The sequence below is a fragment of the Mesorhizobium sp. RCAM 05099 genome, from assembly GCF_059683685.1.
Genome location: NZ_CM185035.1, coordinates 5,256,798 through 5,271,016, shown reverse-complemented (window position 1 = coordinate 5,271,016; position 14,219 = coordinate 5,256,798). Strand labels below are relative to the sequence as shown.

The window sequence follows — 14,219 nt, the reverse complement described above, 5'->3', positions numbered from 1 at the left end:
GGAACTGATCCATGGCCAATGTCGCGATTGTCGGAAGCGGGTTCATCGGGCGGGCCTGGGCGATCAGCTTCGCCCGTGCCGGCCATGATGTGCGGATGTGGGACCAGTCGCCGGCCGCGACAGGCGGTGCCCGCGACTACATTGCCGGCGTGCTCGGCGACCTTGCCTCGAACGACCTGCTGCGCGGGCAATCCGTCGACACAGTGCTCGGCCGCATCGCCATTGTCGCCGAGCTGGCGGAAGCGCTGGCCGATGCAGTCCATGTCCAGGAGAACACGCCCGAAAACCTCGAGATCAAGCGGGAGGTGTTCTCCCTGATCGATACCCTTGCCGGCCCGCAAACGGTCATCGCCAGTTCCACCTCGGCGCTGTTGCCGTCGAAGTTCACCGATCATCTGCGGGGGCGGCACCGCTGCCTGGTCGTGCATCCGATCAATCCGCCCTATCTCATTCCCGCGGCCGAAGTCGTACCGGCGCCGTGGACGTCCGCCGAGACGGTCGAAAGGACCCGCGCCTTCCTCGTCGATGCCGGCCACGCCCCGCTGGTGATGAAGCGCGAGCTCGACGGCTTCATCATGAACCGCTTGCAAGGTGCATTGCTGGAGGAGGCTTTTCGGCTCGTCGCCGACGGCTACGCCAGCGTCGAGGATGTCGATATCGGCATCCGCGACGGGCTGGCGCTGCGCTGGTCGTTCATGGGGCCGTTCGAGACCATCGATCTCAATGCGCCTGGCGGCGTGCGCGACTATGTCGAGCGCTATCAGTCGATCTATTCGAACATCTTCCCGCAGATGCTTCGTCGCGTCGACTGGGCCGGCGAGGTCATGGCGACCGTCGAGGCCGACCGTCGCAAGCGCCTGCCGCGCGACGGTCTCGGCGCACGGCAGGTGTGGCGTGATCGCCGGCTTATGGCGCTGGCGGCGCATAAAAGAAAATCGGATCAGGAGTTCGGAGAATGACGCAAACGAGCCGCAAGCCGGGTGCCGCGCAGACCAAGGGCAAGGTCATCATCACTTGCGCGGTAACGGGGGCGATCCATACGCCGACCATGTCGCCCTATCTGCCGATCACGCCGGACCAGATCGCCTCCGAGGCGATCGCGGCGGCGGAGGCTGGAGCCGCGATCCTGCATCTGCATGCCCGCGACCCGGAAACCGGCAAGCCCGACCAGACGCCGGAGGCCTTTGCCCGCTTCCTGCCGCGCGTCAAGCAGGGCACCAATGCCGCCATCAACATCACCACTGGCGGCAGCCCCTACATGAAGGTCGAGGAGCGCGTGCGCCCTGCCGCCCAGTTCAAACCGGAAGTTGCCTCGCTCAACATGGGCTCGATCAATTTCGGGCTCTATCACCTCGCCGACAAATACGAGACCTTCAAGTTCGACTGGGAAAAGCCGCATCTGGAAGCGACGCGCGACCTGGTCTTCCGCAATTCGTTCAAGGACATCGAGTACATTCTGGCCACCTGCTACGACAACGGCACGCGCTTCGAGTTCGAGTGCTACGACATCGCCCATCTCTACAACCTTTCCCACTTCGCCGATCGAGGGCTGGTGAAGCCGCCTTTCTTCGTGCAGTCGGTATTCGGACTGCTCGGCGGCATCGGCACCCACGCGGAAGACGTCGCCCATATGAAGCGCACCGCCGACCGGTTGTTCGGTGACCAGTTCCGCTGGTCGGTGCTGGGCGCCGGCGCCAGCCAGCTGCGCATCGCCGCGCAATCGGCGGCGCTTGGCGGCAACATCCGCGTCGGGCTGGAGGACAGCCTTTGGGCGGGCAAGGGCAGGCTGGCGAAGTCGAATGCCGAACAGGTGTTGCTCGCGCGCAAGATCATCGAGGGGCTTGGCATGGAGGTGGCGACGCCCGACGAGGCGCGCGAGATCCTGTCATTGAAAGGCGGCGACAAGGTCGCTTTCTGACGCGGCGTGGCCAATCGCCGCGCGGCATCAAACAGAGGAGGACGGTATGAAGATCGAAGTCGTGGTGGACGTGAAGACCACACTGGGCGAAGGACCGCTATGGGATGTCGAGCAGGAGCGCCTCTACTGGATCGACAGTTTCGACGGGCGGGTGTTCCGGGCGACCGCCGACGGGCGTGAGATCCGCTGCTGGGACGTACCGATGAAGATAGGCTCGATGGCGCTGCGCAAGGATGGCAGCGGCGCGGTGGTGTCGCTGCAGCGCGGCTTCCATCTGCTCGATTTCGCCACCGGTGATGTGACGCTGATCCACGATCCCGAGCCGGACCGGCCAATGAACCGTCTCAACGACGGCAAGGTCGACCGGCGCGGCCGCTTCTTCGCCGGTTCGATGGACACGATGGAGGAGGGGCCGTCCGGCGGTCTCTACAGGCTCGATCCGGACTTCTCCGTCACCAGGATCGATTCCGGCATCATCTGCTCCAACGGCCCGTGCTGGAGCCCCGATGACCGCACCTTCTATTTCGCCGACACCTGGACCGGCGAGATCTGGGCCTACGATTACGACATCGCCACCGGCGCGGCCACCAACCGCCGCACCTTCACCCGCGTCGACACCAGCCGGGGCGGTGCGGCCGACGGCTCGACCGTCGATGCCGAAGGGTATCTGTGGAATGCGCTGGTCTATGACGGAAGGCTGGTGCGTTACGCGCCGGACGGCAGCATCGACCGCGTCATCGACATGCCGGTGAAGAAGATCACCAGCGTGATGTTCGGCGGACCGAAGCTCGACACCCTGTATGTGACCTCGATGGCCAAGCCGCCGCTGCCGCGATTTCCCGGCGACGGTGTCCTGCGCGGCAGCCTGTTCGCCATCACCGGTCTCGGCGTGACCGGAATAGCCGAGCCCAGATTTGCCGGGTAAGAAGGGGGCGGCAACTCCGGCGTCGTATTCGCTTGGATGATCGCGGACGTCGTTGCTTCCGAAGCAAATCCCGTTCAGCCTCGCGGAGGGTCAGGGCGTTCAAATCTGTGTCCGCGTGCGAGCGCTAACGACTGTTCGGAATGTAGAACGTCTGCCTGAAATAGGACCGAAACGCCTCCATGGCGGGGGTGAACTGGGCATTGCGGCGCCAGGCCAGGCCGACATCCATCGCCGGGATCGGGTCGCTGGGCACCAGGGTTTCGATGCGCTTGCCTTCCAGCGACCATGGCCGCAAAACCATGTCCGACAGAATTGCGACGCCTTGTCCGTTGGCGACCATCGAACGCACTGCCTCGACGGAGGATGTGCGCAGCGTGACCGACGGCTGATAGGGTGTCTTGCTCCAGTATTTCAGTGAGGTGTGCGCCGCCTCGTCAACGGTCAGCATGATGTAGGGCTCTTGCGAGATTTCCTTCAAGCCGACGGATTCCCGCTGCAGCAGATGATGCTTCGAGGCGACCCAGAGCCGTCGCCGCGAACCCATCAATGTCTCGGTCGTCAGATCCGGATTGAGCACGTTCGAGGTGAGCAGCACGGCGATGTCATACCGGTTGGACAGAAGACCCTCCTCGATTGCCTCGCGGTTGAGCTCGAAAAGCTGGATGTCGAGCTTCGGGAAATTTCGCTTCAGCTTCTCCAGGTGGTTGGGCAGGAAGTAGCCGATGACCGTATAGGTCGCCGCGACGGTGAGGCTGCCCTCCAGAGTGTTCGCCGGCACATTCAGGCTGGTCGCTTCCTGGACCTTGTTGAGGATGTCATAGGCGTGGAACAGGAACTGTCGCCCGGCGGCGGTCAGTTCCATGCCCTGGGGAGAGCGGACGAACAGGTCGGCGCCGACTTCGCTCTCCAATTCCTTTATCGCCGTGGTGATCGCCGACTGAGAAATGGCGAGGTCGACCGCTGCTTGCGAAATCTGGCCCTGCTCTGCGGTCGAGACGAAATAGCGGATCTGGCGCAGGCTGATTGGCAAAGGACGCGGCTTTCCGTTTATCTGATATCGGTGGCATGCATTTTCTGAAAATACGATACACGCAATTTCTTTGAGCAGCCATTGCCTTTTCGAGTCGCAATGAATGCCCGCGTTTCTGGCGGTATTGCGCGCTTTCTCTTCCAGCCGCATCGCTTATAGGTATCTGGAAATCAGAAAGTCAAATTCTGAGAATAGAATTTTCCAATGTCGCGCTGCCGCGTTAACGTTCAAAAAAACAAGAAGACGGGAACCGCGCTGTCGATCGGCGCACGAATGCAAAGGGAGCAACGTGCCAGTCACGGTTGTCGACATCAATTGCGATATGGGTGAAGCGTTCGGCCAATGGCGGCTGAGCGACACCGACGATGCCAGGCTGATGGAACTGATCAGCTCCGCCAACATCGCCGCCGGTTTCCACGCTGGGGATCCCAATCTGATGGACGCCACCGTGCGGCTCGCGACCCAGCACGGCGTCGGTATCGGCGTGCATCCGGGCTATCGGGATCTGCAGGGTTTTGGCCGCCGCAAGATCAATGGCAGCAGCGACGAGATCGTCAACGACATCGTCTATCAGATCGGAGCGCTCAGGGAATTTGCTCGGCGTCATGGCGCCGTCCTGCAGCATGTCAAGCCGCACGGCGCTCTCTATATGGAACTCGCCGCAGACGAGGCGTTGTCGCGATCCTTCATCAAGCTGATGCGCACCGTGGCGCCCAATGCCTTCGTCTTCTGCATGGGCATGTCGCAGACCTATCGCACCGCGCTCGAAGCCGGCCAACCGGTAATCAGGGAATTCTATGCCGATCGGGACTACGATCGTTCCGGCTCGATCGTGTTCACGCGGCATGTCGGCAAGCTCGATCCGGCCGGCATTGCCGACAAGGTCGTGCGCGCCTGTCTTGAGGGCAAGGTCCGCACCGTCGATGGCGCCGACATCGACATCGATTTCGAGTCGATCTGCTTTCATTCCGACACGCCGGGTTGCCTGGAGATCGCCGCCACCATGCGTTCCGCCTTGGTCGCGAACGGGATCCGGATCGCACCGGTGACGGAAGTGTCCGCCCAACAGACCCATGCCGCAAGGGGATCAAAATGAGCAAAGCCGAAATCAAGTCGCCGCTGCCGGGCATGTTCTACCGCAGGCCATCGCCGGACAGCGCGCCGTTCAAGAACGATGGCGACGCCGTTTCCGCCACCGATGTGATCGGCGTTGTCGAGGTGATGAAGTCCTTCCATGAAGTGACGGCCGGCATCGACGGCAAGGCGATCCGTTTCCTCGTCGACGACGCCGATGCGGTCATGGCCGGCCAGGCGCTTGCCGAGGTCGAGGCATGACCATCAGTTCCGTCCTGATTGCCAATCGAGGCGAGATCGCGGTGCGGATCATCCGCGCGGCGAAGGCCCTGGGGCTGAGGACAGTGCAGGTGTACAGCCACGCCGATGCCGGCTCGCTGGCGGTGCAACTGGCCGACGAGGCGATCGACATAGGGCCGCCGGCGGCGAAGAAATCCTACCTGAACATCGAGGCGGTGCTCGCGGCGGCCAAGGCGGCGAAGGTCGATGCCATCCATCCGGGCTACGGCTTCCTGTCGGAGAATGCCGACTTCGCCGAAGCCGTGGTTGCGGCGGGAATGAAATTCGTCGGGCCGGACGCCTCGGCGATCCGGCTGCTTGGCGACAAGGTGGCGGCGCGCCGGGTCGCGGCCGGGGCCGGCGTGCCCACTGTGCCCGGCAGCGACGGGCGCGTCTCCGACATCACCGAGGCGGCGGCGATCGTCGAGCGCATCGGCTTGCCCGTGATGATCAAGGCGGCCGCCGGCGGTGGCGGCAGGGGCATCCGCATCGCACACACCCTTGAGGACTTCGAGCGTCATTTCCCGCAAGCTTCGGCCGAGGCCGCGGCGGCGTTTGGTGATGGCGGCCTCTACATCGAGAAGGTGATCGAGAAGGCGCGTCATGTCGAGGTGCAGATCCTCGGCGACGGCAGGAATTTCGTTCATTGCTACGAGCGCGAATGCTCGCTGCAGCGGCGCCGGCAGAAGGTCTGGGAGGAAGCCCCGGCCGTCGGACTGCCGGCCGATGTGCGCAAGAGCCTGTGCGACAGCGCCGTCGCCCTGGCGCGCTCGGTCGGCTACAGCGGCGCCGGAACGGTCGAATATCTCTACGATGACGCCAGCCGCGACTTCTATTTCATCGAGGTCAACACCCGCATCCAGGTCGAGCATCCGGTGACGGAGATGATCACTGGTCTCGATCTCGTGCAGGAGATGCTGCGCATCGCCGGTGGCCAGCCTCTGTCGGTCAGGCAGGAAGACATTTCCATTGCTGGCCACGCCATCGAATGCCGGATCAACGCCGAGGACCCGCACAAGGGTTTCATGCCCGGTCCTGGCACCGTCGAGACGCTCGTCGTGCCGCAGGGCGAGGGCATCCGCTTCGACACCATGCTGTTTGCCGGCTACACGGTGCCGCCCTTCTACGATTCGCTTTTGGGAAAGCTCATCGTGCATGGCGCCGATCGCGCCGCCTGCCTGGCGAAGCTGCGTACGGCACTTGCCGGTCTCAGGATCACCGGCATTCCAACGACCGTGCCGCTGCATCAGGCGCTCGCCGCCGATGCCGACGTGGCGGCCGGGCGCTTCCATACGCGTTTTCTCGAGGACTGGCTGGAAACAAAATTCGCCGCTTCGGCAGGCGGCGCGAGGGAGGTGGCCTGATGAAGAACCGCTATTCATTCGGTGGCGATGAGCATCTCTTCGTCGAATGCGACGAGAGCATGTCGCTGGAGGCGTTCTTCAAGAGCCTCTCGATGACCAATGCCGTGCGCGAAAGCCAGATCAGAGGCGTGACCGAGATCTGCCCGGCGAACGCCTCGTTCCAGATCAAGTTCAATCCCGACATCATCCGGCCCGACGACATGTTGCGCGAGGTGCAGGCCATCGAAAGTGCGGCCAGCAAGACCGATCCGGTCATCGCCACCAGGATCATCGAAATTCCGGTGTTCTACCAGGATCCCTGGACGCACGAGACGCTGATGCGGTTCCGCGAGCGGCACCAGGATCCGCAAGCCACCGATCTCGAATACGCCGCCCGCATCAACAACTACGCCACGGTCGACGACTTCATCGCCGCCCATGCCGGCTCGCCTTGGTTCGTGTCGATGGTCGGCTTTGTCGCCGGATTGCCGTTCATGTACCAGATGGTCGACCGGCCGCGGCAGATCCAGGTGCCGAAATATCTCAGGCCGCGCACCGATACACCAAAGCTCACCATTGGCTATGGCGGCTGCTTTTCCTGCATCTATTCCGTGCGCGGCGCCGGCGGCTATCAGATGTTCGGCATCACGCCGATGCCGATCTTCGATCCCGAGCAGAAGACCAGCTACCTCCGTGACTTCATGGTGTTCTTCCGCCCGGGCGACATCGTCAAGTTCAAGCCGATCGGCCGCGAGGAATACGACCATACCGTCGAGGAAGTCGCCGCCGGCCGGTTTGCCCCGGCAATCAGTGACGTCACCTTCGACCTGCGTGAATTCCAGAAGGACATCGACGGCTACAACGCCAGGCTGGAGGGCATGATCAATGGCCGTTAAGGTACTCAATCCGGGGCTTTCGACCACGGTTCAGGATCTCGGCCGTCCCGGCTACTTCCATCTCGGCATCCCGATCGGCGGTGCCATGGACCGGCTGGCGCTGCGCGCCGCCAATCTGATCGTCGGCAATGACGAGGGTGCGGCCGGTCTGGAGGCGGTGTTCATCGGGCCGCAGCTCGAATTCACCCGCGACGCGCTGATCGCGGTGACCGGTGCCGACATGCCGATCAAGCTCGACGGCGAGGAAAAGCCGTCCTGGACCGGGCTGAACGTCAAGGCTGGCCAGGTGCTGAGCTTTGGCTTCCTGAAGACAGGCGCGCGCATCTACATCGCAATCGCTGGCGGCATCGACGTGCCGATCGCGCTCGGCAGCCGCTCGACCTACCCGATCGGCGCGCTGGGCGGCTTCAAGGGCCGCGCCATCGCCAAGGGTGACGAATTGCCTGTCGGCAACGCCACTTCCGGCAAGGAAGGCCGAAGCGTCCCGGAAGCCTTGCGTCGGCGACCGGGAATGCCGGCCGAACTGCGGGTCTTGCCGGGCCTCTATTGGCATCGCGTCACCGAGCAGTCGCATCAGAACTTCTTCGACGACCAATGGAAGGTGGCGCCCGAGGCAGACCGCATGGGTTATCGCTTCCGCGGCGGCCGGCCGTTGCAATTCGTCGAACGCGACCAGCCGTTCGGAGCCGGGTCGGATCCCTCCAACATCGTCGACAGCTGCTATCCCTACGGTTCGATCCAGGTGCCGGGTGGCACCGAGCCGATCATCCTGCACCGCGACGCGGTCTCGGGCGGCGGCTACTTCATGGTCGGCACCGTGGTCTCGGCCGACATGGACCTGATCGGCCAGCTGCAGCCGAACACACCGACGCGTTTCGTCAAGGTCGACATGGACGGCGCGCTGAAAGCCCGCGCCGACCGGGCGGCATTGCTCGACAGGATCAGGAGCGTTTTCAACTGACATTTGGGTAAGTGCGGCCGAACCGTCCTCGAGGCGGCGGTCGATAACAAGAAAGGGGAATGACATGAAAAATCTCGGAAAAATGATGCTTGTGACGGCGGCGACTTTGATTACCGGCGCCGCCTATGCCGCCGACTGGTATCCATACGACGCGGCCAAGATCGAGCCGCCTTTTGCGGCCGACGGCAAGTCGGTCGATGTCACCTACGTGCCGCTCGACAAGGCGTCGAAACCCTGGAACATCTGCGTTTCCTTTCCGCATATGAAGGACGCCTACTGGCTGGGTGTCGACTACGCGTGGCGGAGGAGGCCAAGCGGCTCGGCGTCAAGATGAACCTGTTCGAAGCCGGCGGCTACACCGAGCTCGACAAGCAGATTTCGCAGATCGAGGATTGCGTCGCCGCCGGCGCGCAAGCGGTCGTCATCGGCGCGATCTCCGCCGACGGCCTCAACAATCTCGTTTCGGAAATCCACAAGAAGAACATCCCGGTGATCGACGTCATCAACGGCATCTCATCGCCGGACATCTCGGCGAAGTCGCTGGTGTCCTTCTACACGATGGGCTCGGAAGCCGGCGCCTATCTGGCCAAGAAACATCCGGCGGGCAGCGAAGAGGTGGAGGTGGGCTGGTTCCCCGGACCGGCGGGTGCCGGCTGGGTGGGCGCGGCGAACCAGGGCTTCCTCGATGCCGTCAAGGGCTCCGCGGTCAAGGTGCTGGAACCCAAGTTCGGCGACACTGGCAAGGAAGTGCAGCTGAAGCTCGTCGAGGACGCGCTGCAGGCCAATCCGAACATCCGCTACATCGCGGGCACCGCGGTGACGGCGGAAGCCGCGCAGGGCGTCATTCGCGAGCGCGGCCTGCAAGGCAAGGTCGACCTTCTGTCCTTCTACATGACGCCTGGCGTCTATGAGGGCATCAAGCGCGGCTTCATTCTCGCTTCCCCTGCCGACTCGATGGTCATCCAGGGCCGCATTGCCGTGGACCAGGCCGTCCGCATCCTGGAAGGCAAGGACTACATCAAGCACGTCGGTCCGAAGATCTTTGTTGTCGATCCGTCCAATATCAAGGACGTTTCGCCGACGAACATCTTGCCGCCGGATGGGTACAAGCCGGTCTTCAACGTGAACTGATCGCGACAAGCGCTGTCCGGTTCCGCCAGGCAAGGCGGGACCGGATCGACCAGGTTGGCAAATGGACAACGCAAACACTCCACTCGTGGAAATGACCCGGATCTCGAAGGAGTTTCCCGGCGTGAAGGCTCTCGATGGCGTCGATTTCAGGCTCGAGCGCGGAGAGGTTCATGTGCTGTTCGGCGAGAACGGTGCCGGAAAGTCGACGCTCATCTCGATCCTCTCCGGCCTCTACAGGCCGACATCGGGTTCGCTGCGCATCGACGGCCAGGAAGTCGAACTGCGCTCGGTGCATGACGCCGCCAGACATGGCATCGGCACGGTGTTCCAGGAATTCTCGCTGATTCCGACATTGCGTGTTTTCGAGAATGTCTATCTCGGCCGCGAGCTCAAGCGCGGTCCCTTGACCGACCGACGCGCCATGGCCGAGGGCGCACGCGCTTTGTTCCATGACCTGGGCTTCGAGATCGACATCCGCCGGCGCGTTTCCACTCTGTCGCGTGCCGAGCAGCAGATGGTTGAGATCGCCAAGGTGTTTCTGGGCAAGGCCAGGGTCCTGATCCTCGACGAACCGACCGCCTCGCTCACCGAGAAGGAAACGCGCAAGCTTTTCGCCTTCATAGCCAAGGCGAAGGCCGACGGCGTCGGCATCATCTACATTTCACATCGCATCCAGGAATTCCGCGAAATCGCCGACAACATCAGCGTGCTTCGGGACGGCCGGCTGATCGGGACGGTATCGGCGCGCGACACCTCCGAGAAGACGCTCGTCGAGCTGATGACCGGTCGGGCGATCGATCAGATCTATCCCGAGATCGGCCGCCAGCCGGATGGCAGGACGCTGATGACGCTGCGCCGGATGCACGGCGCCGGCTTCCATGGCGTTGATATCGATGTGCGTGCCGGCGAGGTTCTGGGGATTGCCGGCCTGGTCGGCAGCGGCAAGTCGCGGATCTGGCGCAGCGTTCTTGGCTTGCAGCCGATCCGGTCAGGCACGGTCACTCTGAAGGGACGCGACGTGACCCATGCGGCGACGAGGCATATGCTGCGCGGCGGCGTCTACTATTTGCCGCCTGACCGCAAGGGCGAGGGCCTGCAACTGGCGGCGACGGCACGCGAGAATATCAAGCTCAGCCTGCTTGGCCGGGCCGAGATCGTGGGCCGCCTCGGAATTGTTGCGCCGCGTCGCGCAAGGGCATTGGCCGACAAGATCGGCGAGCGCGTCGGCATTGCTTCAGCCCATATGGGCCGCATTGTCTCGAAGCTTTCGGGCGGGAACCAGCAGAAGGTGCTGTTCGGCAAGGGATTTGGCGAGGAGCGGGACATCTACATCTTCGATGAGCCGACGGTCGGCGTCGACATGGGCACCCGCGCCGCGCTGTACCGGCTGATCAAGGAGATCGCCGAGGCCGGCAAGGCGGTGGTGGTGATCTCCTCCGACCTGCCGGAGGTATGAACCTTGCGCACCGCCTGCTGGTGTTCTCGAAGGGCAGGGTGTCGGCCGAACTCACCGGCACCGAGATCGCGGAGGAAAATGTCCTGAAATATTTCTTTGCGGAGACGGGAATCCAGCCATGACCATTCAGAGCAGCCGAACCGAGGTTGCGGGGGTGCCGCGAACCCGCGCCACCATTCTGCTGGCGGCCATAAGATTCGTGTTCCTGCGTGTCGGGGTGCTGCCGTTTTTCCTGGTCTTTTCGCTGATCGTCTTCTCACTGATCTCGAACCAGTTCCTGTCGATCCAGAACCTGACCAACGTCGCCAGGCAGTCTGTCTATCTGGTTCTGGTTTCGCTGGGTCAGATGCTGGTCCTGATTACCGGAGGTTTTGATCTCTCGGTTGGCACGGCGATCGCGATGACTTCGGTTGTGTCGGCGATGGCGATGGTCGCGCTCGCGCCGGTCATGCCGGACATGATCTGGCTGGCGATCCTGCTTGGCGCCGGTGCGGGATTGGGTGCCGCGCTGCTGATCGGATGCCTGAACGGGCTCGGTATCGCCCAGTTCGACGTCTCGCCGTTCATCATGACCCTTGGCGTGCAGTCGGTCGGTGCGGGCATCGCGCTGTTCCTGACCGGCGGCGTTCCGATATCCGGACTGCCCTACGATTTCGGCAATTTCTTCGGCTTCGGGCGGGTGCTCGGCGTTCCCGTGCCGGTGATGATCGCCTTGCTGGCGATCGTTGGCATCTGGCTCTTGATGAACCGAACGAAACTGGGTTCTCACATCTACGCGGTCGGCGGCAATGTCAGGGCGGCCAACCTCTCGGGCGTCAACACCAAACAGGTGCTGTTCCTGGCCTATGTCCTGTGCGCGCTGCTGGCCTCTCTCGCCGGTCTTCTGCTCACGGCTCGGGTCGAGTCCGGCGAAACCAATCTTGGCGGCACGATCGCGCTGGAATCGATCGCCGCCTGTGTCATTGGCGGGGTGTCCCTGCGGGGAGGGCTGGGCCGTGTGGAGAATGTCGTTCTCGGCGCCTTCTTCATCGTGCTGCTGCAGAACGGCATGAACATCGCCCAGATCGGCTCGTACATGCAGATGGTGCTGCTCGGCTCGCTGCTGGTGCTCGCCGTCATCCTCGACCAATTCCGCTACCGCATGCTGGTCGGCGACCGCTGACGGCAATCACTCAACACCGAAAGGAAAGACCATGATTTCCTCAACCTATCCCACGCTTGCAGAACAGGCATTCTCCGACCGCACTACGGCGCTCAGGAATGGTGTACTGGCCATCGCCGGATCGCTGGCGCTGTGGCTGTCAGCCAAAACGCAGGTTCCGTTCTACCCGGTGCCGATGACCATGCAGACCTTTGTCGTCCTGGTGATCGGAACAAGTTTCGGATGGCGGCTGGGCGCTGCCACAGTCGCTCTCTATCTCATCGAAGGCGCGCTCGGGCTTCCGGTTTTCGCCGGAACGCCTGAAAAAGGCATCGGTCTCGCCTACATGATCGGTCCGACCGGCGGCTACCTCCTCGGTTATCTGCCCGCCGCGGCACTTTGCGGCTTCCTCGCCAGCCACGGCTGGGATCGCAGGATCGTCACGACGGCGCTGTCCATGCTTTTGGGAACGGTCGTCATCTATGCCTTCGGACTTTCCTGGCTGGGCACCGTCGTTGGGTGGGACAAGCCGGTCCTGGCCTGGGGTCTCACGCCCTTCGTCCTCGGCGATCTGCTCAAGCTGGCGCTTGCCACCGCGGTCCTGCCACTGGCCTGGAAATTTGTTGGCCGGACGCGCGGCGGCGATCGCTGAAACCGGAATTGCCAAGGTTGCGCAGCGATCCTCAGATCCATCCGGCAGGAGGGACCCAATAGCGTGCCCGAAGAGAATGGAGAGCGCTTCCATGCAGCGACGTCGCTGGCCGATGCGATAGCCGCTCTTGCCGATCGCGGGTCGGCTGGAGCGGCTCTTGCCGGCGCGACCTGGATCATGCGGGCTCCGCTCAGGCACGAGCGGCGCGACCTGTCCTATGTGGCGATTTCCAAGATCGATGAGTTGCGGCGGCTGGATATTCTCGAACGCGAGATCAGCATAGGTGCCTGCGTTACCCATGCCGAAATGGCAAGCTCGCTTGGGTCTTTGCCCGAATGCCGCGCGCTGGCACAGGCCGCCGCCAACTCCGCAAATCCTGCAGTCCGCAACGTTGCCACCATTGGCGGAAATCTCTGTGCTTTGGCCTTTGTCGCGGCTGATCTGGTGCCTGCCCTGATATGCCTCGATGCCGAACTGGAAATCGAAGGTGCGAAAGGGTCCGAACGGATGACGGTGAAGCGTTTCCTGGAGGTGAGGGCAGGCATCGGGCCCGGCCGTCTCGTCCGCCGCGTGATCGTTCCACGCACGACGCGGCGCTCGGCGCATATAAGGCTCCCGCTGCGCAAGGCGGGAGATTACCCCGTGGCAATCGTGAGCTTGGCGGCGACCTTGAACCCGACCGGCGTCGTCGAAAGCGCCAGGGTGGTGGTCGGCTCGGTCGAACCCGTTGCGCGCCGCTGGGAGCAGCTCGAAACAAGCCTTGTCGGCCATAGCCTCGATCCACGCCGCGCGGCCGAACAAGCCGAGCGGTTTTGCGGAGATTTCTTGGGCCGGGAAGGCGTCGAGGCGCCTGGCTGGTATCGGGTGAAGGTGCTTCCCAGCCTCGTGCGCCGCGCCGTGCTCGCCCTTCAAGAGCAGTCCTGAAGCTCGTACCCCGGAAGAGATCAAGCCGATGTCCTTGCGTCTCGTTGTCAATGGTGAAGACCGAGTCTCGCGAGCCGAACCGCTCACGCCGCTTGTCGACGTGTTGAGGGACGAGTTCCATCTGACCGGAGCGAAAGTCGCATGCCGCGAGGGCTTCTGCGGCGCCTGCACCGTCCATCTCGATGGACAGCCGGTGGTGTCCTGCCTGGTGCCACTCGGCATGGTCGAAGGACGAGAGGTCCGCACGGTCGAATCGCTTGCGACGGCGGGCGGGCTATCGCCTCTGCAGCGGATCATGGAAGAGCACGACGTCGTCCAATGCGGCATGTGCTTTCCCGGTATCCTGATGGTCCTCACGAGCTTCTTTCAGGAGCACCCGCGGGCCGAGAGGGATGAAATCAAGGCGGCGCTCGTCGGCAATATCTGCCGGTGTACCGGCTACGAGCGCCTGGTCGATGCGGCCGTGGCGTTGGCGAAGCGGAGCTGAGC

Annotated in this window: 15 protein-coding genes and 1 pseudogene; 15 read left to right on the top strand and 1 reads right to left on the bottom strand. The window is 63.2% G+C overall.

Features of this window, described 5'->3' with window-relative positions; genetic code table 11:
• The first annotated feature begins 11 nt into the window (after positions 1–11).
• The 3 genes from AC56QQ_RS26090 to AC56QQ_RS26080 are packed head-to-tail and all read left to right on the top strand — an operon-like array spanning position 12 to position 2,843.
• The gene (locus tag AC56QQ_RS26090) at positions 12–959 is read left to right on the top strand and encodes a 3-hydroxyacyl-CoA dehydrogenase (protein ID WP_497123915.1); all 948 of its coding nucleotides are present in this window, start codon (positions 12–14) and stop codon (positions 957–959) included.
• Positions 956–1,918 carry a 3,5-dioxohexanoate:acetyl-CoA acetone transferase gene (kce, locus tag AC56QQ_RS26085; protein WP_497123914.1) on the top strand — a complete coding sequence of 321 codons (963 nt, stop codon included), beginning with the start codon at positions 956–958 and terminating at the stop codon, positions 1,916–1,918. The genes AC56QQ_RS26090 and kce overlap by 4 nt, the downstream gene beginning before the upstream one ends.
• A 46-nt stretch (positions 1,919–1,964) precedes the next feature.
• Positions 1,965–2,843 (top strand): SMP-30/gluconolactonase/LRE family protein, encoded by an 879-nt coding sequence (locus tag AC56QQ_RS26080; protein WP_256750058.1) that lies wholly within the window; start codon positions 1,965–1,967, stop codon positions 2,841–2,843.
• A 124-nt stretch (positions 2,844–2,967) separates the two neighbouring features.
• On the opposite strand, the gene AC56QQ_RS26075 is transcribed toward AC56QQ_RS26080, so the two are convergent.
• Positions 2,968–3,873, bottom strand: a complete 906-nt coding sequence (locus AC56QQ_RS26075) for a LysR family transcriptional regulator (RefSeq protein WP_256750057.1) — start codon at positions 3,871–3,873, stop codon at positions 2,968–2,970.
• A 289-nt stretch (positions 3,874–4,162) separates the two neighbouring features.
• Here AC56QQ_RS26075 and AC56QQ_RS26070 point away from each other — a divergent pair, with 289 nt between their 5' ends.
• The 12 genes and pseudogenes from AC56QQ_RS26070 to AC56QQ_RS26015 all read left to right on the top strand — a co-directional run bounded on the left by AC56QQ_RS26070 (position 4,163) and on the right by AC56QQ_RS26015 (position 14,217).
• The gene (locus AC56QQ_RS26070) at positions 4,163–4,969 is read left to right on the top strand and encodes a 5-oxoprolinase subunit PxpA (RefSeq protein WP_497123913.1); all 807 of its coding nucleotides are present in this window, start codon (positions 4,163–4,165) and stop codon (positions 4,967–4,969) included.
• Positions 4,966–5,208, top strand: coding sequence for an acetyl-CoA carboxylase (locus AC56QQ_RS26065; protein ID WP_256750055.1), 243 nt, complete (start codon positions 4,966–4,968; stop codon positions 5,206–5,208). The genes AC56QQ_RS26070 and AC56QQ_RS26065 overlap by 4 nt, the downstream gene beginning before the upstream one ends.
• Entirely contained in the window at positions 5,205–6,590 is a 1,386-nt protein-coding gene (locus tag AC56QQ_RS26060; protein WP_497123912.1) for an acetyl-CoA carboxylase biotin carboxylase subunit, read from the top strand. Before AC56QQ_RS26065 ends, AC56QQ_RS26060 begins: the two co-directional genes overlap by 4 nt.
• Positions 6,590–7,465 (top strand): 5-oxoprolinase subunit B family protein, encoded by an 876-nt coding sequence (locus tag AC56QQ_RS26055; RefSeq protein WP_497123911.1) that lies wholly within the window; start codon positions 6,590–6,592, stop codon positions 7,463–7,465. Before AC56QQ_RS26060 ends, AC56QQ_RS26055 begins: the two co-directional genes overlap by 1 nt.
• Complete coding sequence (locus AC56QQ_RS26050; RefSeq protein ID WP_489860145.1) at positions 7,455–8,426, top strand: 5-oxoprolinase subunit C family protein; 972 nt, start codon at positions 7,455–7,457, stop codon at positions 8,424–8,426. Before AC56QQ_RS26055 ends, AC56QQ_RS26050 begins: the two co-directional genes overlap by 11 nt.
• Positions 8,427–8,508: 82 nt before the next feature.
• Positions 8,509–9,557 (top strand): annotated as a pseudogene (torT, locus tag AC56QQ_RS26045) (TMAO reductase system periplasmic protein TorT).
• Positions 9,558–9,618: 61 nt separating this feature from the next.
• Positions 9,619–11,013, top strand: coding sequence for a sugar ABC transporter ATP-binding protein (locus AC56QQ_RS26040; protein WP_497123910.1), 1,395 nt, complete (start codon positions 9,619–9,621; stop codon positions 11,011–11,013).
• Complete coding sequence (locus AC56QQ_RS26035; RefSeq protein ID WP_497123909.1) at positions 11,010–11,135, top strand: hypothetical protein; 126 nt, start codon at positions 11,010–11,012, stop codon at positions 11,133–11,135. Before AC56QQ_RS26040 ends, AC56QQ_RS26035 begins: the two co-directional genes overlap by 4 nt.
• Complete coding sequence (locus AC56QQ_RS26030; protein ID WP_497123908.1) at positions 11,132–12,175, top strand: ABC transporter permease; 1,044 nt, start codon at positions 11,132–11,134, stop codon at positions 12,173–12,175. Before AC56QQ_RS26035 ends, AC56QQ_RS26030 begins: the two co-directional genes overlap by 4 nt.
• A 31-nt stretch (positions 12,176–12,206) precedes the next feature.
• On the top strand, positions 12,207–12,806 hold the full coding sequence (locus AC56QQ_RS26025) for a biotin transporter BioY (protein ID WP_497123907.1): 600 nt from the start codon (positions 12,207–12,209) through the stop codon (positions 12,804–12,806).
• A 63-nt stretch (positions 12,807–12,869) separates the two neighbouring features.
• On the top strand, positions 12,870–13,730 hold the full coding sequence (locus AC56QQ_RS26020) for an FAD binding domain-containing protein (protein WP_497123906.1): 861 nt from the start codon (positions 12,870–12,872) through the stop codon (positions 13,728–13,730).
• Between the two features lie 28 nt (positions 13,731–13,758).
• Positions 13,759–14,217: a (2Fe-2S)-binding protein gene (locus tag AC56QQ_RS26015; protein ID WP_497123905.1), complete on the top strand. Its 459-nt coding sequence runs from the start codon at positions 13,759–13,761 to the stop codon at positions 14,215–14,217.
• Positions 14,218–14,219 lie beyond the last annotated feature (2 nt).

Excerpts from the sequence above, each read along its gene's own strand:
- AC56QQ_RS26090 (WP_497123915.1), top strand. The coding sequence starts at position 12 with ATGGCCAATGTCGCGATTGTCGGAAGCGGGTTCATCGGGCGGGCCTGG.
- kce (WP_497123914.1), top strand. The coding sequence starts at position 956 with ATGACGCAAACGAGCCGCAAGCCGGGTGCCGCGCAGACCAAGGGCAAG.
- AC56QQ_RS26080 (WP_256750058.1), top strand. The coding sequence starts at position 1,965 with ATGAAGATCGAAGTCGTGGTGGACGTGAAGACCACACTGGGCGAAGGA.
- AC56QQ_RS26065 (WP_256750055.1), top strand. The coding sequence starts at position 4,966 with ATGAGCAAAGCCGAAATCAAGTCGCCGCTGCCGGGCATGTTCTACCGC.
- AC56QQ_RS26060 (WP_497123912.1), top strand. The coding sequence starts at position 5,205 with ATGACCATCAGTTCCGTCCTGATTGCCAATCGAGGCGAGATCGCGGTG.
- AC56QQ_RS26055 (WP_497123911.1), top strand. The coding sequence starts at position 6,590 with ATGAAGAACCGCTATTCATTCGGTGGCGATGAGCATCTCTTCGTCGAA.
- AC56QQ_RS26050 (WP_489860145.1), top strand. The coding sequence starts at position 7,455 with ATGGCCGTTAAGGTACTCAATCCGGGGCTTTCGACCACGGTTCAGGAT.
- AC56QQ_RS26040 (WP_497123910.1), top strand. The coding sequence starts at position 9,619 with ATGGACAACGCAAACACTCCACTCGTGGAAATGACCCGGATCTCGAAG.
- AC56QQ_RS26035 (WP_497123909.1), top strand. The coding sequence starts at position 11,010 with ATGAACCTTGCGCACCGCCTGCTGGTGTTCTCGAAGGGCAGGGTGTCG.
- AC56QQ_RS26030 (WP_497123908.1), top strand. The coding sequence starts at position 11,132 with ATGACCATTCAGAGCAGCCGAACCGAGGTTGCGGGGGTGCCGCGAACC.
- AC56QQ_RS26025 (WP_497123907.1), top strand. The coding sequence starts at position 12,207 with ATGATTTCCTCAACCTATCCCACGCTTGCAGAACAGGCATTCTCCGAC.
- AC56QQ_RS26015 (WP_497123905.1), top strand. The coding sequence starts at position 13,759 with ATGTCCTTGCGTCTCGTTGTCAATGGTGAAGACCGAGTCTCGCGAGCC.